The sequence below is a fragment of the Streptomyces sp. NPDC056061 genome, from assembly GCF_042266885.1.
Taxonomy (GTDB): domain Bacteria; phylum Actinomycetota; class Actinomycetes; order Streptomycetales; family Streptomycetaceae; genus Streptomyces.
The window spans coordinates 214,146-231,297 of sequence record NZ_JBHJWQ010000002.1 but is presented as its reverse complement, the minus strand read 5'-3'; the positions used below and the strand labels follow the sequence as shown (position 1 = coordinate 231,297).

Annotated in this window: 16 protein-coding genes; 9 read left to right on the top strand and 7 right to left on the bottom strand. The window is 70.7% G+C overall.

The window, feature by feature from the left end; translation table 11 throughout:
• Window positions 1-13: 13 nt before the first annotated feature.
• Window positions 14-367 (top strand): cytidine deaminase, encoded by a 354-nt coding sequence (locus tag ACFC79_RS05115; RefSeq protein WP_376235367.1) that lies wholly within the window; start codon window positions 14-16, stop codon window positions 365-367.
• A 611-nt stretch (window positions 368-978) separates the two neighbouring features.
• Entirely contained in the window at window positions 979-1,953 is a 975-nt protein-coding gene (gene era, locus ACFC79_RS05110; protein ID WP_376235365.1) for a GTPase Era, read from the top strand.
• 42 nt (window positions 1,954-1,995) lie between these two features.
• Here the strand turns inward: era and ACFC79_RS05105 are convergent, their stop codons facing one another.
• Together ACFC79_RS05105 and ACFC79_RS05100 are read right to left on the bottom strand one after the other, a co-directional pair.
• Window positions 1,996-2,262 carry a protealysin inhibitor emfourin gene (locus ACFC79_RS05105; RefSeq protein WP_376235362.1) on the bottom strand — a complete coding sequence of 89 codons (267 nt, stop codon included), beginning with the start codon at window positions 2,260-2,262 and terminating at the stop codon, window positions 1,996-1,998.
• Between the two features lie 48 nt (window positions 2,263-2,310).
• Entirely contained in the window at window positions 2,311-3,387 is a 1,077-nt protein-coding gene (locus ACFC79_RS05100) for a M4 family metallopeptidase (protein ID WP_376235360.1), read from the bottom strand.
• 295 nt (window positions 3,388-3,682) lie between these two features.
• Here ACFC79_RS05100 and leuA point away from each other — a divergent pair, with 295 nt between their 5' ends.
• From leuA to ACFC79_RS05080, 4 genes are all read left to right on the top strand, one after another.
• Complete coding sequence (leuA, locus tag ACFC79_RS05095) at window positions 3,683-5,485, top strand: 2-isopropylmalate synthase (protein ID WP_376235358.1); 1,803 nt, start codon at window positions 3,683-3,685, stop codon at window positions 5,483-5,485.
• Between the two features lie 242 nt (window positions 5,486-5,727).
• Window positions 5,728-6,405, top strand: coding sequence for a TerB family tellurite resistance protein (locus ACFC79_RS05090; RefSeq protein WP_376235815.1), 678 nt, complete (start codon window positions 5,728-5,730; stop codon window positions 6,403-6,405).
• Between the two features lie 77 nt (window positions 6,406-6,482).
• Entirely contained in the window at window positions 6,483-7,229 is a 747-nt protein-coding gene (gene recO, locus ACFC79_RS05085) for a DNA repair protein RecO (protein WP_376235356.1), read from the top strand.
• 35 nt (window positions 7,230-7,264) lie between these two features.
• Window positions 7,265-8,086, top strand: a complete 822-nt coding sequence (locus ACFC79_RS05080) for an isoprenyl transferase (protein WP_376235354.1) — start codon at window positions 7,265-7,267, stop codon at window positions 8,084-8,086.
• 127 nt (window positions 8,087-8,213) lie between these two features.
• Here the strand turns inward: ACFC79_RS05080 and ACFC79_RS05075 are convergent, their stop codons facing one another.
• Genes ACFC79_RS05075 through ACFC79_RS05060 form a run of 4 tightly spaced genes read right to left on the bottom strand, consistent with a single transcriptional unit; the run spans window position 8,214 to window position 11,446 of the window.
• The gene (locus tag ACFC79_RS05075) at window positions 8,214-8,675 is read right to left on the bottom strand and encodes a Fur family transcriptional regulator (protein WP_376235351.1); all 462 of its coding nucleotides are present in this window, start codon (window positions 8,673-8,675) and stop codon (window positions 8,214-8,216) included.
• 58 nt (window positions 8,676-8,733) lie between these two features.
• A complete protein-coding gene (locus tag ACFC79_RS05070; protein ID WP_376235349.1) occupies window positions 8,734-9,648 on the bottom strand; it encodes a metal ABC transporter permease in 915 nt (304 codons plus the stop codon).
• Between the two features lie 2 nt (window positions 9,649-9,650).
• Window positions 9,651-10,433 (bottom strand): metal ABC transporter ATP-binding protein, encoded by a 783-nt coding sequence (locus ACFC79_RS05065; protein WP_376235347.1) that lies wholly within the window; start codon window positions 10,431-10,433, stop codon window positions 9,651-9,653.
• Between the two features lie 38 nt (window positions 10,434-10,471).
• On the bottom strand, window positions 10,472-11,446 hold the full coding sequence (locus ACFC79_RS05060; RefSeq protein ID WP_376235344.1) for a metal ABC transporter substrate-binding protein: 975 nt from the start codon (window positions 11,444-11,446) through the stop codon (window positions 10,472-10,474).
• Between the two features lie 197 nt (window positions 11,447-11,643).
• Here ACFC79_RS05060 and ACFC79_RS05055 point away from each other — a divergent pair, with 197 nt between their 5' ends.
• Window positions 11,644-13,026 carry a glycine--tRNA ligase gene (locus tag ACFC79_RS05055; protein ID WP_376235341.1) on the top strand — a complete coding sequence of 461 codons (1,383 nt, stop codon included), beginning with the start codon at window positions 11,644-11,646 and terminating at the stop codon, window positions 13,024-13,026.
• A gap of 330 nt (window positions 13,027-13,356) precedes the next feature.
• On the top strand, window positions 13,357-13,593 hold the full coding sequence (locus ACFC79_RS05050; RefSeq protein WP_376235339.1) for a DUF6243 family protein: 237 nt from the start codon (window positions 13,357-13,359) through the stop codon (window positions 13,591-13,593).
• A gap of 165 nt (window positions 13,594-13,758) precedes the next feature.
• Here the strand turns inward: ACFC79_RS05050 and ACFC79_RS05045 are convergent, their stop codons facing one another.
• Window positions 13,759-15,246 (bottom strand): MFS transporter, encoded by a 1,488-nt coding sequence (locus tag ACFC79_RS05045; protein WP_376235336.1) that lies wholly within the window; start codon window positions 15,244-15,246, stop codon window positions 13,759-13,761.
• Window positions 15,247-15,484: 238 nt separating this feature from the next.
• Here ACFC79_RS05045 and dusB point away from each other — a divergent pair, with 238 nt between their 5' ends.
• Window positions 15,485-16,633 carry a tRNA dihydrouridine synthase DusB gene (gene dusB / locus ACFC79_RS05040; RefSeq protein ID WP_376235334.1) on the top strand — a complete coding sequence of 383 codons (1,149 nt, stop codon included), beginning with the start codon at window positions 15,485-15,487 and terminating at the stop codon, window positions 16,631-16,633.
• Window positions 16,634-17,152 lie beyond the last annotated feature (519 nt).

Below are 17,152 nucleotides of genomic sequence, written 5' to 3'. Positions count from 1 at the left end.
GTATGCTCGTCGCATGACTGAGAGCACCGACCTCGGGCCCGAGGACCGCAAGATCGTCACGCTGGCGCGCAGCGCCCGTGCCCGCAACGGCGTGCCGGAGGGCGCGGCGGTCCGGGACGAGACCGGACGCACCTATGTCGCGGGCACCGTACAGCTGGAGTCGCTGAAGCTCAGCGCGTTGCAGACCGCCGTGGCGATGGCCGTGGCCAGCGGTGCCACCTCGCTGGAAGCGGCGGCGGTCGTCTCCGAGGCGCAGACCCCGTCGGACGAGGACCGGGCCGCGGTGCGTGATCTGGGCGGCCCGGAGACCCCGGTCCTGCTGGCCGGGCCCGACGGCGCGCTGCGGGTCAGTGTGACAGCGGGCTGACGCGGACGGGCCCGGACCCACCCGCGGGCCCACCGGCACGGGTCCCGGCGCATCGGTGGGCGCAGGTGCGATCTTGTCCGGCGCCCCCGCGGCCCATGCCGCGGACAACGGCAGCTGGTCGGGCCGGTCGACCGTCGCACAGCCCGGCCGACGCCCGTACTTCTTCCTCTCCGCCGACCCCGGAGCCACGCTCCACAACCGGGGCAACGTCACCCTCAGCGCCAAGGCCGCCCCGAGGGCCGAGGGCCTCTTCGGCCGCACCCTGCTCGCACGCGACCTGACGCGCATCCCGTCCGGGCTGCTGCCCGGCCGACGGGTCCGGCTCACCGAGCAGTGGGCCGGCGCGCCCCAGCCGGAGTGGGGCGAGACCGAGTCCGACCGCGAGTGCCCGCGACACGCGCGAGTCCGCCTCCGTCGTGTATGTCGCACCGCTCCGGCTGCCGGTCGGGCTCCTTGCTGCCGGGGGCCGTCGGCGGGGGCGCCGGGCTGTGGCCGCGGTCCCGCCGGAAACGCGCCCGAACCGCCTGAACCGGTTCCCGAAGGGTGTCGAGCCGACGCCCGACAGGCCCGCCGCGCCCCTTGGTGCGGCGAGCCCGCCCGCATCGGGGACAATGGGCGCCATGAGCGTTCGACCTGACACAGAAGCCGCCGCACAGCAGGGCGCGGGCAAAGCCCCCCACCGGGCCGGTTTCGCCTGCTTCGTGGGCCGCCCCAACGCGGGGAAGTCCACCCTCACGAACGCTCTGGTCGGCCGGAAGGTGGCGATCACCTCCAACCGCCCCCAGACCACCCGGCACACCGTGCGCGGCATCGTGCACCGCGAGGACGCGCAGCTCGTCCTCGTCGACACCCCCGGGCTCCACAAGCCGCGCACCCTGCTGGGAGAGCGCCTCAACGACGTCGTGCGGACCACCTGGGCCGAGGTCGACGTCATCGGCTTCTGCCTGCCGGCCGACCAGAAGCTCGGCCCCGGCGACAAGTACATCGCCAAGGAACTCGCGGGCATCAGGAAGACCCCGAAGATCGCCATCGTCACCAAGACCGACCTCGTCGACTCCAAGCAGCTCGCCGAGCAACTGCTCGCCGTCTCCCGCCTCGGCGAGGAGCTCGGCTTCGAGTGGGCGGAGATCGTGCCGGTGTCGGCAGTGAAGGACAACCAGGTCGGGCTGCTGGCCGACCTGATCGCCCCGCTGCTCCCCGAGAGCCCGCCGCTCTACCCGGAGGGCGACCTCACCGACGAGCCCGAGATGGTCATGGTCGCGGAGCTGATCCGTGAGGCCGCGCTCGAAGGCGTGCGCGACGAGCTGCCGCACTCCATCGCCGTCGTCGTGGAGGAGATGCTGCCGCGCGAGGACCGCCCGGCGGACAAGCCGCTGCTCGACATCCACGCCAACGTCTACATCGAGCGCCCGAGCCAGAAGGGCATCATCATCGGCCCGAAGGGCAAGCGGCTGAAGGACGTCGGCACGAAGTCCCGCAAGCACATCGAGGCCCTGCTCGGCACGCCGGTCTTCCTCGACCTGCACGTGAAGGTCGCCAAGGACTGGCAGCGCGACCCCAAGCAGCTGCGGAAGCTGGGCTTCTGACCCCGGGCGACCGCCCTCCGGCCCCGCGGGGTCACCCCGGTCTCACGCGCCCTCCTTCAGGACGCGTGAGACCAGCGAGCGCTGTGCGTCGGTCAGCCGGGGGTCCGCGCAGTGCACCGTCCGGTCGTCGACCGTGATCCGGTACCGGAAACCGTCCGGCACGCCCGTGGGCGGGGTGCCGTGGCCCGCGGCGAGCGCGGATTCGGCGAGGGCCTCCCACTCCGCGGCATCGGCCCGGCCGGAGGTGTCGACCTCGCCGTTGCGTGCGATACCGGCGAAGCCGCCGGTCCTGCTGACCTGAATCCGCATGCGGTTGTCCTCCATCGCCCGGCGGGCCGGGGCACGGGCCCGATCGTCCTACTCGGTCGGCACGCCCACCTCCGACCACGCCTTCTGGACGGCCTCGATCTCGTCGCCCTCCCCGTAGCGGCTGCGGGCCGCGGCCACCGTCAGCCGGGCGAAGTCCGTGAACTCCGCGTCCACGGCCAGTTGACCGCCCGTGAGCACATCGAACCAGATCTGACCGGCGCGTTCCCAGGCGTTGCCGCCGAGTGCCGTCGCCAGTACGTAGAACGCGCGGTTCGGGATGCCGGAGTTCAGATGCACCCCGCCGTTGTCCTGGCTGGTGTGGACGTAGTCCTCCATCTTCCCGGGCTGCGGGTCCTTGCCGAGCACGTCGTCGTCGTACGCGGTGCCCGGATCCTTCATCGAGCGCAGCGCGACGCCCTGGACCCCGGGGGCCAGCAGACCTGCGCCGATCAGCCAGTCCGCCTGGTCCGCGCTCTGGCCCAGCGAGTACTGCTTCACCAGCGAGCCGAAGACGTCGGACACCGACTCGTTGAGCGCGCCGGACTGGCCGTAGTAGCTCAGATTGGCGGTGTACTGGGTCAGGCCGTGCGTCAGCTCGTGGGCGATGACGTCGATGGGGAGGGTGAAGTCCAGGAAGACCTCGCCGTCGCCGTCGCCGAACACCATCTGCTCGCCGTCGAAGAAGGCGTTGTTGTACTTCTCGTCGTAGTGCACGGAACCGATCAGCGGCAGACCCTTGCCGTCGATCGAACTGCGGCCGTACGCGCTGAACAGGAGCTCGAAGGTGGCGCCGAGCCCCGCGTACGCGCGGTTGACGCTCGCGTCCTGCGAGGGCTCCTGGCCCTCGGCACGGACCTCGGTGCCGGGAAGTTGGGTGCTGTGACGGCAGTCGTACAGCGTCCGGTCGGGTTTGTCGGACGCCTCGCCCTCGCCCTCGGGAGAGGCGGGCAGCGTGACGACCGTGGCCATCTGACGGCGGGTGCGGCGGGCGGCGTCGCCCTCCAGCGTGCGGCGTGCGGGGCCGGCGAGATCGGGGTTGTCCGACTGCGAGAGCTTGTCGAGGACATGGGGCGGCACGATGGTGCAGAAGACGGGGTGGAACCCGCACTGTGACTGAGGCTGCATGCAAGCGACTGTGGCACCACGTGACCGTGATGTCACTGGTTGCGAAGAGGATTGACAAAATGGAGTGATCGGTCACTCCCGGGTGTTTTGGGAGCCCGATCCCGCATACTGATACGGGACGGACACATCCGGCGCTCCTCGGCTAGTCTCATTCGCATCATGCGTTTCGGGCTGCTTCTTCTTAGCTGCCGCGGCGAGGGCCTGTAGTCGTAGGCCGACCCCCTCCCCGCGGAGTCTGGCGTTGCAGCGACACAGTCGGCCGTCCCAAAGGTTGGACCCCGAGGAGCCGCACGCCATGACCGCCGCACATTCCGCCCGGACGCCTGCCACGACCGCCGTCGGACGCCCGACGCCGATCACCAACGCCACCCATCTGCAGAAGCCGTCGGGGATGCCGATCCACAAGTACGGCCGCTACGAGGCCGTCGACATCCCCGACCGCACCTGGCCGGACAACCGCATCACCGTCGCGCCCCGCTGGCTGTCCACCGACCTGCGTGACGGCAACCAGGCCCTGATCGACCCGATGTCGCCGGCCCGCAAGCGCGAGATGTTCGACCTGCTCGTACGCATGGGCTACAAGGAGATCGAGGTCGGCTTCCCCTCCTCCGGAGAGACCGACTTCGCGTTCGTCCGCTCCATCATCGAGGACGGTGCGATCCCCGAGGACGTGACGATCTCCGTCCTGACCCAGGCCCGCGAGGACCTGATCGAGCGGACCGTCGAGTCCCTGATCGGCGCCCGCCGTGCCACCGTGCACCTGTACAACGCCACGGCGCCCACCTTCCGCCGGGTCGTCTTCCGCGGCTCCAAGGACGACATCAAGCAGATCGCGGTGGACGGCACCCGACTGGTCATGGAGTACGCGGAGAAGCTGCTGGGCCCGGAGACGACCTTCGGCTACCAGTACAGCCCGGAGATCTTCACCGACACCGAACTGGACTTCGCCCTGGAGGTCTGCGAGGCGGTCTGCGACGTCTGGCAGCCCGAGGAGGGCCGCGAGATCATCCTCAACCTGCCCGCCACCGTGGAGCGTTCGACGCCGTCCACACACGCGGACCGCTTCGAGTGGATGTCGCGGAACCTGACCCGCCGCGAGCACATCTGCCTGTCCGTCCACCCGCACAACGACCGCGGCACCGCCGTCGCCGCCGCCGAGCTGGCCATCATGGCCGGCGCGGACCGGATCGAGGGCTGCCTGTTCGGCCAGGGCGAGCGCACCGGCAACGTCGACCTGGTCACCCTGGGCATGAACCTGTTCTCGCAGGGTGTCGACCCGCAGATCGACTTCTCGCAGATCGACGAGATCCGCCGCACCAGCGAGTACTGCAACCAGATGGAGGTCCACCCGCGCCACCCCTACGCGGGCGACCTGGTCTACACCGCCTTCTCCGGGTCCCACCAGGACGCCATCAAGAAGGGCTTCGACGCCATGGAGGCCGATGCGGCGGCCCGCGGCGAGGGCGTGACCGTCGACGACATCGAATGGGCGGTCCCGTACCTGCCGATCGACCCGAAGGACGTCGGCCGCAGCTACGAGGCCGTCATCCGGGTCAACTCGCAGTCCGGCAAGGGCGGGATCGCCTACGTCCTGAAGAACGACCACAAGCTGGACCTGCCGCGCCGGATGCAGATCGAGTTCTCCCGGATCATTCAGGCCAAGACCGACGCCGAGGGCGGCGAGGTCACCCCGGCGCAGATCTGGTCCGTGTTCCAGGACGAGTACCTGCCCAACCCCGGCAACGCCGCAGCCCAGTGGGGTCGCGTGCAGATCCGCTCCGGCCAGTCCACCACCGGTTCCGACGGCCGGGACTCGATCACCGTCGAGGCGACCGTGGACGGCGCCGACACCGTGCTGACCGGCACCGGAAACGGCCCGATCTCCGCGTTCTTCGAGGCGCTGCAGGCCATCGGCATCGACGCCCGTCTCCTGGACTACACCGAGCACACCATGAGCGAGGGCGCCAGCTCCCAGGCCGCCTCCTACATCGAGTGCGCCATCGACGGAAAGGTCCTGTGGGGCATCGGCATCGACGCCAACACCACGCGCGCCTCGCTGAAGGCGGTCGTCTCCGCCGTCAACCGCGCCACCCGCTGACCCGGCGGGCCCGCAGGGGCCCGCAGCCGCACGGCCGAGGACCCCGCCCCCGCTCCAGCCCGGGGGCGGGGTTCGGCCATCTCCGCAGTTGTGGCGATCGGGGTACTGACGCCGCCTCGTGACTGTGGTTAACATCACGTCCCACACGGCAATGCTGCCGGAGGGGGCACCTCCCGTGCCCTTGGGGCCACGGGGGAGTTACGGAGGTGTGCGACGTGCGGTCGGCCCTGGGACAACGCGCCATGAAGCTGCGCATCTGCGGCATCCGCACCGTCTGGGACGTCGTCGGTGACGGGGAGTTCTTCTGCCCCGGTTGCGGCGGCGACCGCAATTACCGCCGTCTCACCGGCCGGCGCCGCTTCACCGTGCTCGGCGTGCCGATGCTGCGCCGCGGCACCACCGGTCCCGTCGTCGAGTGCGCCGCCTGCCGGGAGCACTTCGGCACGGACGTGCTCGACCACCCCACCACCACTCGGCTCTCCGCAATGCTCCGGGATGCCGTCCACACCGTCACGCTCGGCGTCCTGGCGGCCGGCGGCACCAGCTCCCGCACAGTGCTGCGGACCGCGGCGGCCACCGTGCGCGGCGCCGGCTTCGACGACTGCACCGAGGAGCAGCTCTCCACCGTCGTCGAGGTCCTCGCCGCCGACATTGGCCACGGTTCCGCCTTCGACCCCGCCGCCGAGGCGTGCGGGGCCGCCCTCGCCATCGAACTGCACGAGGCGCTGGAACCCCTCGCCCCGCACCTGGCCCCCGCCGGGCGCGAGGCGATCCTGCTCCAGGGCGCCCGGATCGCCCTCGCCGACGGTCCGTACGGCCCCTCCGAGCGCGAGGTGCTGACCACCGTCGGCGGCGCGCTGCGGATCTGCGCCGAGGACACCGCCCGGCTGCTGGCCGCGGCGGCCCGCACCCCCTCCTGATCCCCTGCCCGGCCCCGCGGCCCGCGCCGCCGGGAGCACGGGTCGGGCGAGCCGTTCCCGTACCGGACAATGGACGCATGAGTTTGTTCCGGGACGACGGTGTGGTGCTGCGTACGCAGAAGCTGGGCGAGGCCGACCGGATCATCACGATCCTCACCCGCGGCCACGGCCGGGTGCGGGCCGTGGCGCGCGGGGTGCGGCGCACCAAGTCCAAGTTCGGTGCGCGGCTGGAACCTTTCTCCCACGTCGACGTGCAGTTCTTCGCCCGGGGCAGCGAACTGGTCGGCCGCGGTCTGCCGCTCTGCACCCAGGGCGAGACGATCGCCCCGTACGGCGGTGGGATCGTCACCGACTACGCCCGCTACACCGCGGGCACCGCGATGCTGGAGACGGCCGAGCGGTTCACCGACCACGAGGGCGAGCCCGCGGTCCAGCAGTACCTGCTGCTCGTCGGCGGGCTGCGCACCCTCGCCCGCGGCGAGCACGAGCCGCACCTCGTCCTCGACGCCTTCCTGCTGCGTTCGCTCGCCGTCAACGGCTACGCGCCCAGCTTCGAGGACTGCGCGAAGTGCGGGATGCCCGGGCCGAACCGGTTCTTCTCCGTCGCCTCCGGGGGCGTCATATGCGGCGACTGCCGGGTGCCCGGCAGCGTCGTACCCTCGACCGAGGCCGTCGGTCTGCTGAGTGCCCTGCTCACCGGCGACTGGGCGACGGCGGACGCGTGCGAGGCGCGTCACGTCAGGGAGGGGAGCGGACTGGTGTCCGCCTACCTGCACTGGCATCTGGAGCGCGGGCTGCGCTCACTGCGGTACGTAGAGAAGTGACACAGGCGGATCAGGTACAGGGAGCGAGACAGTTCATGGCAGTACGCGGGATGCTCGGCGGCCGTAACCGGCGCGACTACAAGACCCCGGAACCGCACCCCTCCGGTGCCACGCCCCCGAAGATCCCCGGCGAACTGGTGCCCAAGCACATCGCCGTCGTGATGGACGGCAACGGCCGCTGGGCCAAGGAGCGCGGCCTCCCGCGCACCGAGGGCCACAAGGTCGGCGAGGGCGTCGTCATGGACGTCCTCAAGGGCTGCATCGAGATGGGCGTCAAGAACCTCTCCCTGTACGCGTTCTCCACCGAGAACTGGAAGCGTTCCCCGGAGGAGGTGAAGTTCCTGATGAACTTCAACCGGGACGTCATCCGCCGCCGCCGGGACGAGATGGACGAGTTGGGCATCCGCATCCGCTGGGTGGGGCGCATGCCGAAGCTGTGGAAGTCCGTCGTCCAGGAGCTCCAGGTCGCGCAGGAGCAGACCAAGGGCAACGACAGGATGACGCTGTACTTCTGCGTCAACTACGGCGGCAGGGCCGAGATCGCCGACGCCGCGCAGCGCATCGCGCAGGACGTCGCGGCCGGGAAGCTGGACCCGTCCAAGGTCAACGAGAAGACGTTCGCGAAGTACATCTACTACCCGGACATGCCGGATGTGGACCTCTTCGTCCGCCCCAGCGGCGAGCAGCGCACCTCGAACTACCTGATCTGGCAGAGCGCCTACGCCGAGATGGTCTTCCAGGACGTGCTGTGGCCGGACTTCGACCGCCGTGACCTGTGGCGGGCGTGCCTGGAGTACGCCCAGCGGGACCGGCGTTTCGGTGGCGCGATGGAGACGGCCCCGGAGACGAAGGGCTGACACGACGGCCGAACGGCCCGCCCCGGGAAACGGGAACGGGCCGACGCAGGGCCCGGGAAACGGAAACGGGGGCCGGTGGCATCGCCACCGGCCCCCGTTTCCGGAAGCGTCGGTCCTTCTCCGGGCGTCAGCCCTTCCGGTCCGCCTTGCCCGTGGATTCCGCGGACTTCGCGCACTCCGCGCAGGTCCCGAAGATCTCCACGGTGTGGGCCACGTTCACGTATCCGTGCTGCGAGGCGATCGACTCCGCCCACTGCTCCACCGCGGGCCCCTCGACCTCCACGGCCTTGCCGCACATCCGGCACACCAGGTGATGGTGGTGTTCCCCGGTCGAGCAGCGCCGGTACACGGACTCGCCATCCGTGGTGCGCAGCACGTCGACCTCGCCGGCGTCGGCGAGGGACTGGAGGGTGCGGTAGACGGTGGTCAGGCCGACCGAGTCGCCGCGGTGCCTGAGCACGTCGTGCAGTTCCTGCGCACTGCGGAACTCGTCCACCTCGTCGAGCGCCGCCGCCACCGCCGCCCGCTGCCGGGTCGACCGGCCGCGCACCGGGGCTGCATTCGTTCCACTGATCGGCGCCGTCGCCACAGCCGCCTCCTCGTGTCGCCCGTACTGTGTCGGGCCATTGTGCCAGCCCGCCCGGGTGTCACGGCCGTATCGGGAGATCGTCCGTGGTCGGGCGGGCCGCCGGTACGTCAGCCGCCGGTACTTCAAGGGTGCACTCCCCGGGCGTGGTCCCGCCGAGCCGGGCGCGCCTTCTGGCCAGCGGGGTCGCGAGGGCGGTCAGGGCGACGAAGACGACGATGGCCAGCAGCACGATCGTCGCGCCGGGCGGAACGTCCTGGTAGTACGAGGTCACGGTGCCGGTCAGAGTCACCGCCGTACCGATGGCGACGGACAGGACGAACGTCAGCCTGAAGGACCGGGAGATCTGCTGCGCGGCGGCGACCGGCACCACCATCAGTGCGCTGACCAGCAGCAACCCGACGACCCGCATCGCCACGGTGACCGTCACGGCCGCCGTCACGGCGATCAGCAGGTTCAGGGCGCGCACCGGCAGACCGGTGACCCGGGCGAACTCCTCGTCCTGGCTGACCGCGAACAGCTGCCGCCGCAGCCCCAGCGTCACCAGCAGCACGAAGGCGGCCAGCAGGCAGATCGCGGTGACGTCCTCGCTGGAGACCGTGGCGAGGGAGCCGAAGAGGTACGAGGTGAGGTTGGCGTTGGAACCGGCGTCGGAGAGGCTGATCAGCAGCACACCGCCCGCCATGCCGCCGTAGAACAGCATGGCCAGCGCGATGTCGCCGCGAGTGCGCCCGTACCAGCGGATCAGCTCCATCACGACGGCACCGGCGACGGCGACCGCCGTGGCCATCCACACCGGGCTGGTGGAGAGCAGGAAGCCGAGGCCGACACCGGTCATCGCGATGTGGCCGATGCCGTCGCCCATCAGCGCCTGGCGGCGCTGGACGAGGTAGATGCCGACGGAGGGGGCGATGACGCCGACGAGCACGGCGGCGAGCAGGGCCCGCTGCATGAAGGGGAGGTCGAGGATTTCCATGGTCAGCTCAGCAGTCCGGTCCGGACGGGCTCCAGGGCCGCGTGGGGGTGTACGTGGTCGTGTCCGGGCAGAGCGTGCTGGCCCAGCGCCTTCGGGGGCGGCCCGTCGTGCATCACACAGCCGTCGCGCAGCACGATCGCGCGGTCGATCAGCGGCTCCAGCGGGCCGAGCTCGTGCAGTACCAGCAGCACCGTGGCACCGCCCGCGACCTGTTCGCGGAGGGTGGAGGCGAGGATCTCCTGGCTGGCCAGGTCGACCCCGGCCATCGGCTCATCCATGATCAGCACCTCCGGTTCGGCGGCCAGCGCCCGGGCGATCAGCACCCGCTGGTGCTGGCCGCCGGAGAGCGCGTTCACCGAGTCCCTGGCCCGGTCGGCGAGGCCGACGAGTTCGATGGCCCGGTCGACGGCGGCCCGGTCGGCCCTGCGCAGCGGGCCGAGCCTCGTGCGGGAGAGCCGCCCGGAGGAGACGACCTCGCGGATGGTGGCGGGAACGCCGCCCGACGCGGTGGTGCGCTGCGGCACGTAGCCGATGCGGGACCAGGCGCGGAAGCGGCGCAGCGGGGCGCCGAACAGTTCGACGGAGCCGCCGGTGAGCGGGACCTGGCCGATGACCGAGCGGACGGCGGTCGACTTGCCCGAGCCGTTGGCCCCGAGCAGGGCGACGACCTCGCCGCGGTGGACGGCGAGATCGACGCCGCGCAGCACCGGACGCGCTCCGAGCGTGGCCGTGGCGCCGCGCAGGGCTATGACGGGGTCGGCTGTGGTGTTCCCGGTTTCGGGCATGAACGCCTCCGATGCTGCTGTGGCGGGTGTCGCGCGGGTCACTTGGCGCCGAGCGCCTTCTGGAGGGCGGCGAGATTGGACCGCATGACCTCGATGTAGTCGGTGCCCTTCGACTTGTCCGTGATCCCCTCCAGCGGGTCGAGGACGTCGGTCCGGAGGCCGGTGTCCCGGGCGAGGGTCTTCGCCGTCCTGTCGCTGGCGAGCGTCTCGAAGAACACGGTGGTGGCCCCGTCCTTCTTCGCGACGGTGTGGATCTCCTTGATCCGGGCGGGGCTGGGCTCGGCCTCGGGGTCGACGCCGGCGATGCCCTCCTGGGTGAGGCCGTAGCGCTCGGCGAGGTACCCGAAGGCGGAGTGGGTGGTGACGAAGGTCTTGGTGGCGGTGTTCCGCAGACCGCTCACGTATGCGCTGTTCAGGCTGTTCAGCTCGGTGACCAGCGCTTCGGTGTTCTTGCGGTAGTCCGCGGCGTGGTCCGGGTCGGACTTCTCCAGGGACTTCCCGACGCCCTTGGCGACCTCGGCGTACTTCACCGGATCGAGCCAGATGTGGGGGTCGGCGCCGGCCTCGTCGCCGTGCCCGTGCTCGCCGTGCCCGTGCTCGTCGTGGTCGTGGTCATCGGGGCCGGTCTCGGTGCTGTGGGTCTCCAGCTTCGTGAGCGTCGAGGCGTCGACGACGTTCTTGACACCGGACTGCTTGATGGCGTCGTCGACGGCGGGCTGGATGCCCTTGAGGTAGAGGACGAAGTCGGCATCCGCGAGTCCGCCGATCTGCCGCGGGCTGAGCTCCAGGTCGTGCGGCTCCACGCCCGGCTTGGTCAGTGTGGTGACGGAGACGTGCTTCCCGCCGATCCGCTCGGCCAGGAACTGCATCGGATAGAACGAGGCCACCACGTTCAGCCCGTCGCCGTTCTTGCGGTCGGCGGTGTCCGAGGCGGAGCAGGCCGTGAGGGCGGTGAGGCCGAGGACGGCGGCTCCGGCAACGGCGGCGGTGGGTATGAGGCGGCTGACGTTCATGACAGTCATTTTCAACAAAGCTGGAAACGATTGTCAACAAGGCTGATGAGATGACCGCGGGGCCGACCGGGCCCCTACCGATTTGATCCAGGGGGAGGCCCCGCCGGTAACCTGAAGCATTCGCCCACCCGTCTCGCCCCACCGAGGCGCTACGCGCCGCCCCTGTCCGTTTTCGTCGTCGTAATGAAGAGAGCACCGTGGCCGCCGACAAGATCGACTCCATCGTCAGCCTGAGCAAGCGCCGTGGCTTTGTTTACCCCTGCAGCGAGATCTATGGCGGCCAGCGCGCCGCCTGGGACTACGGACCGCTGGGCGTCGAGCTGAAGGAGAACCTCAAGCGCCAGTGGTGGCGCTACATGGTCACCTCGCGCGAGGACGTGGTCGGCCTCGACTCTTCGGTCATCCTGGCCTCCGAGGTGTGGGCCGCCTCCGGTCACATCGCCACGTTCACCGACCCGCTGACCGAGTGCACCTCCTGCCACAAGCGTTTCCGCGCCGACCACCTGGAGGAGGCGTACGAGGAGAAGCACGGCCACGCGCCCGCGAACGGCCTGACCGACCTCAACTGCCCCAACTGCGGCAACAAGGGCACGTTCACCGAGCCCAAGCAGTTCTCCGGCCTGCTCTCCACCCACCTCGGCCCGACCCAGGACTCCGGCTCGGTCGCCTACCTGCGCCCCGAGACCGCCCAGGGCATCTTCACCAACTTCGGCCAGGTGCAGCAGACCTCGCGCAAGAAGCCGCCGTTCGGCATCGCCCAGATGGGCAAGTCCTTCCGGAACGAGATCACTCCGGGCAACTTCATCTTCCGTACCCGCGAGTTCGAGCAGATGGAGATGGAGTTCTTCGTCAAGCCGGGCGAGGACGAGAAGTGGCACGAGTACTGGATGGAGCAGCGCTGGAACTGGTACACCGGCCTGGGCCTGCGCGAGGAGAACATGCGGTGGTACGAGCACCCCGCGGAGAAGCTCTCGCACTACTCCAAGCGCACCGCTGACATCGAGTACCGCTTCCGCTTCGGCGGCGGCGAGTGGGGCGAGCTGGAGGGCGTCGCCAACCGCACCGACTACGACCTCAAGGCGCACTCCAAGGCGTCCGGCACCGACCTGGCGTACTACGACCAGGAGGCCGGCGAGCGCTGGACCCCGTACGTCATCGAGCCGGCAGCCGGTGTCGGCCGCGCGATGCTCGCCTTCCTCCTCGACGCCTACATCGAGGACGAGGCGCCCAACGCCAAGGGCGTCATGGAGAAGCGCACCGTGATGCGCCTCGACCCGCGCCTCGCACCGGTCAAGGTGGCCGTCCTCCCGCTGTCCCGCAACCCGCAGCTGTCGCCGAAGGCCAAGGGCCTCGCCGCCGACCTGCGGCAGAACTGGAACATCGAGTTCGACGACGCGGGCGCCATCGGCCGCCGCTACCGTCGCCAGGACGAGATCGGCACCCCGTTCTGCGTCACCGTCGACTTCGACACCCTTGACGACAACGCGGTGACCGTGCGCGAGCGCGACACCATGAAGCAGGAGCGCGTCTCGCTGGACCAGATCCAGGCGTACCTCGGCGCCCGACTGCTCGGCTGCTGACGCACCGCCCCGCACGGCACGCCCCGCCGGAGCCCCCGATCCCCCGTACCGCGTACGGAGGGACCGGGGGCTCCGGCGTTTCCGTGCGCGTCGGCCGACCTCGGCGTGCGGGGAAAACGGCGTGCGGGGAAAACGGCGTGCGGGGAAAACGAGGTGCGGGGAAAACGGGGTGCGGTCGCCGACGGCACCCCGGTACGGTTCTGCCATGTCTTCGTTCTTCCAGATCTACGAGTGAGAGCGCGGCGGGTCCGAGCACCCGCCGCCCACCGGACCGATCAAGGACCAAAGGTCGCCCCAGACCTCACTTCTCACCACGAATGGGAGAACGCCGTGGCCAAGAGCCGCAATAACCTCCTCGGTGTGGGCGGACAGCGCAAGAAGCTGTCCCGCGCCGACCAGCAGGGCACCGGCCCCGTACGCCAGGCCGACCGCAAGGCGGCCGCCGACCAGAAGCAGGAGCTGCTGCGCCGGATGCGCGAGCGCGCCCAGACCTCCGCCGAGCCGGAGGCCCCGGAGGCCCCCGCGTCCCAGGCGGACGACGCGCAGGACGCCCCCGCGCAGAGCTGACGCAGACCCGAACGTGACTGTGGGCCCGGATCACCCCGTGATCCGGGCCCACAGCCCTGTCCGGCACTTCTGGGCAGCGCCTGTCAGGAGGCGCCGCACGTGCCCCGACGCGGTGGATGCCCTGCTGAGGCGCGTGCGCGGAGCCCGCGCGGCAGCCGCGCGTCGTCAGGGGGTCAGGGAGCCGGCCGCGGGGCGGTCGTCGGCCGGGGCGCCGGACTGCTTCTCCAGGCGCCGGGCGGTCCGGAACGCCGTCTCCCGTGCCCAGCGTCCGCTGGTCAGCGCGCCCACCAGCAGGACGGACACCCCGCAGCCGGTGAGGATCCACCAGGCGGGCCTTGCCGCGTCCACGAAGGCGGAGGCGTACGCGGCCCCGCGCGGCGCCCCCGTCCCGGCCACGCCCGCCGCGAGCACCGCACCGATCACGGCGACCCCGAGCGTTCCGCCGACCTGTCGGCTGGTCGAGGCGACCGCCGCCGCCACTCCGGCCTGGGAGCGCGGCATCCCGGAGACCGCCGTGTTGGTGATCGGCGCGTTCACCATGCCGAAGCCGAGGCCGAACAGCACATAGCCGGTGAACAGCAGGACGTCGTTCGTCTCGGCACCGAACACGGCGAACATCAGCCCGCAGGCCGTCATGGCCACCCCGGCCACCAGCAGCGGCAGCCGCGGCCCCCGGTTGCCGACCAGCCGTCCGGACAGCGGGGCGCAGATGAAGGTCAGGGCCGCCATCGGCAGCATGTAGAGCCCGGCGTGCAGAGCACTGAGCCCCCGCACGTTCTGGAGGTACAGCGTGTTGAGGAAGAGGAACCCGCTCAGCGCGGCGAAGGCCGAGACCGCGATGGCGGTGGCGCCGCTGAACGGGGCACTACGGAAGAACCGCAGGTCGATGAGGGGTTCTTCGCGCCGGGGCTCGTAGAGGAGCAGTCCGGCGAGGGCACAGACGGCGAGGACGGCGAGCGTCAGGATGCGCGGTGACGTCCAGCCCGCCGACGGCGTCTCGATGATCACGTATGTCAGCGAGCCGAGCAGCGCGATCACCAGCAGTTGGCCCACCGGGTCGGGTCGGCGCGGCTTCGGAGCGCGGGACTCGGGCACGTAGCGCCAGGTGAGCAGCAGCGCCGCGAGCCCGACCGGCAGATTGATCCAGAAGATCGACCGCCAGCCGACCGAGTCCACCAGCAGGCCGCCGACCAGCGGGCCGGCCGCCATCGAGATGCCGACCACGCCGCCCCACACCCCGATGGCGCGGGCCCGCTCGCGCGGGTCGGTGAAGGTGTTGGTGATGATCGACATGGCGACCGGGTTGAGCATCGAACCGCCCACCGCCTGCACCATCCGGAACGCCACCAGCGACTCCAGGTTCGGCGCCAGCGAGCAGAGCAACGAGCCGAGGACGAAGAGGACAAGTCCGGTCTGGAAGACTCTCCGGCGCCCGATCCGGTCGGCCGTGGAGCCCGCGAGCATCAGCAGTGAGGCGAGGACGAGGGTGTAGGCGTCGATGGTCCACTGCATGCCGGCCACGGTGGCGTGCAGTTCCTTCTGCATGGACGGCAGGGCCACGTTGAGGACGGTGTTGTCGAGGCTGACGATCAGCAGGCTCATGCAGCAGATGGCCAGCACCAACTGCCGTCGGCGGGGACTCGGTTCGGGCATACATCGATAGTACGGTTAACTAATGAATTTCGCCGAGAGGGCGCCCCGGGTTCCGCCGAGGAGCCGTCCGTCCCGGTGCCGTGTGGTGCGTCCCGGTGTGGTGCTCCCGGTGTGTTGCTCGGTGCTGTGTGGTGCGTCCCGGTGCCGTGCGGGCGGTGTCGTGCGGAACGGTCGGCCCGTGGGGGTACGGAGCGGCGGGCGGGGACGACCCCGGCGCGCCGTACGGGACAATGGAGCAATGACCACGCTCGCCCCCGCCCTCCCTCAGCTCCGGATCGGCCCGCACATGGTGCAGCCGCCGGTGGTGCTCGCCCCCATGGCCGGCATCACCAACGCCCCGTTCCGCACCCTGTGCCGGGAGTTCTCCGGCGGCAAGGGGCTGTTCGTGAGCGAGATGATCACCACCCGGGCGCTGGTCGAGCGCAACGAGAAGACCATGCAGCTCATCCACTTCGACGCGAGCGAGACCCCGCGCTCGATCCAGCTGTACGGAGTGGACCCGGTCACCGTCGGCAAGGCCGTGCGCATGATCGTCGACGAGGACCTGGCCGACCACATCGACCTGAACTTCGGCTGCCCGGTCCCCAAGGTGACCCGCAAGGGCGGTGGCTCCGCGCTCCCGTACAAGCGGCCGCTGCTGCGCGCGATCCTCAACCAGGCGGTCTCGAACGCGGGTGACCTGCCGGTCACCATCAAGATGCGCAAGGGCATCGACGACGACCACATCACGTACCTCGACGCGGGCCGGATCGCCGTCGAGGAGGGCGTCACCGCCGTCGCCCTGCACGGCAGGACGGCCGCCCAGCACTACGGCGGCACCGCCGACTGGGACGCCATCGCCCGGCTCAAGGACCACGTCCCGGAGATCCCCGTCCTCGGCAACGGCGACATCTGGTGTGCGGACGACGCGTTGCGGATGATGCGCGAGACCGGCTGCGACGGCGTGGTCGTGGGGCGCGGCTGCCTGGGCCGCCCCTGGCTCTTCGGCGACCTGGTGAGCACCTTCGAGGGCACCGGGACGACGCGGGCGCCTCAGCTGCGCGAGGTGGCGGACGTGATGCTGCGGCACGCGACGCTGCTGGGGGAGTGGATCGGCGACGAGGCCCGCGGCGTGATCGATTTCCGCAAGCACGTCGCCTGGTACCTCAAGGGTTTCTCGGTCGGCTCGGAGATGCGCAAGAAGCTGGCGATCACTTCCTCGCTGGACGAGCTGGCCGGGCAGTTGCACGAACTGGACCTGGACCAGCCGTGGCCGGACGGTGCCGACGGGCCGCGCGGGCGCACCTCGGGCAACAACCGCGTGGTGCTGCCGGACGGCTGGCTGAAGGACCCGTACGACTGTGCGGGCGTGAGCGCGGACGCGGAGCTGGACACCTCTGGCGGCTGAGGCCGCCCGGCGCGGACGGGATGTCCCGGCGGTGTTCCGGCGACGGCCCCGACGACGGTTCCGGCGTGTGGTGGCGGCGCGGGCGCTTCCCGCGGTGCGGGCGCTTCCCGCGGTGCGGTGACGTGGGATGTGTGCGCGTCCCGGTGGTGTCGTGACACGGCCCCGGCCTCTTTCGGCCGGGGCCTTTGCGCGTCCGCCGCGCGGCCCGCGTCGTCCTGCGGCGGATGCCCGCCCGTGCCCGCCCGTGCCCGTCCGTGCTCGTCCGCGCCAGCCCGTGCGGGCCGTGTGCGTCGCGTGATTCTGTCCGCCGTGCGGGACGTGTCCGCCGTGCGGGACGTGTCCGCCGCGCGGTCCGCGCGCCGCGCGGGGCAGGGGCGCCACGAGGCGCACGTAGGCACCGCGTGCCGCACGCGTTCACGTGCTCATCTGAGCGAAATATTTGGCCAGATTCGGCAGTATCCGGCCATGAGGGGACCCGGAAGGGTGTGTTCGCGGTCGCGCGAGCCCTTTCCCCTCACG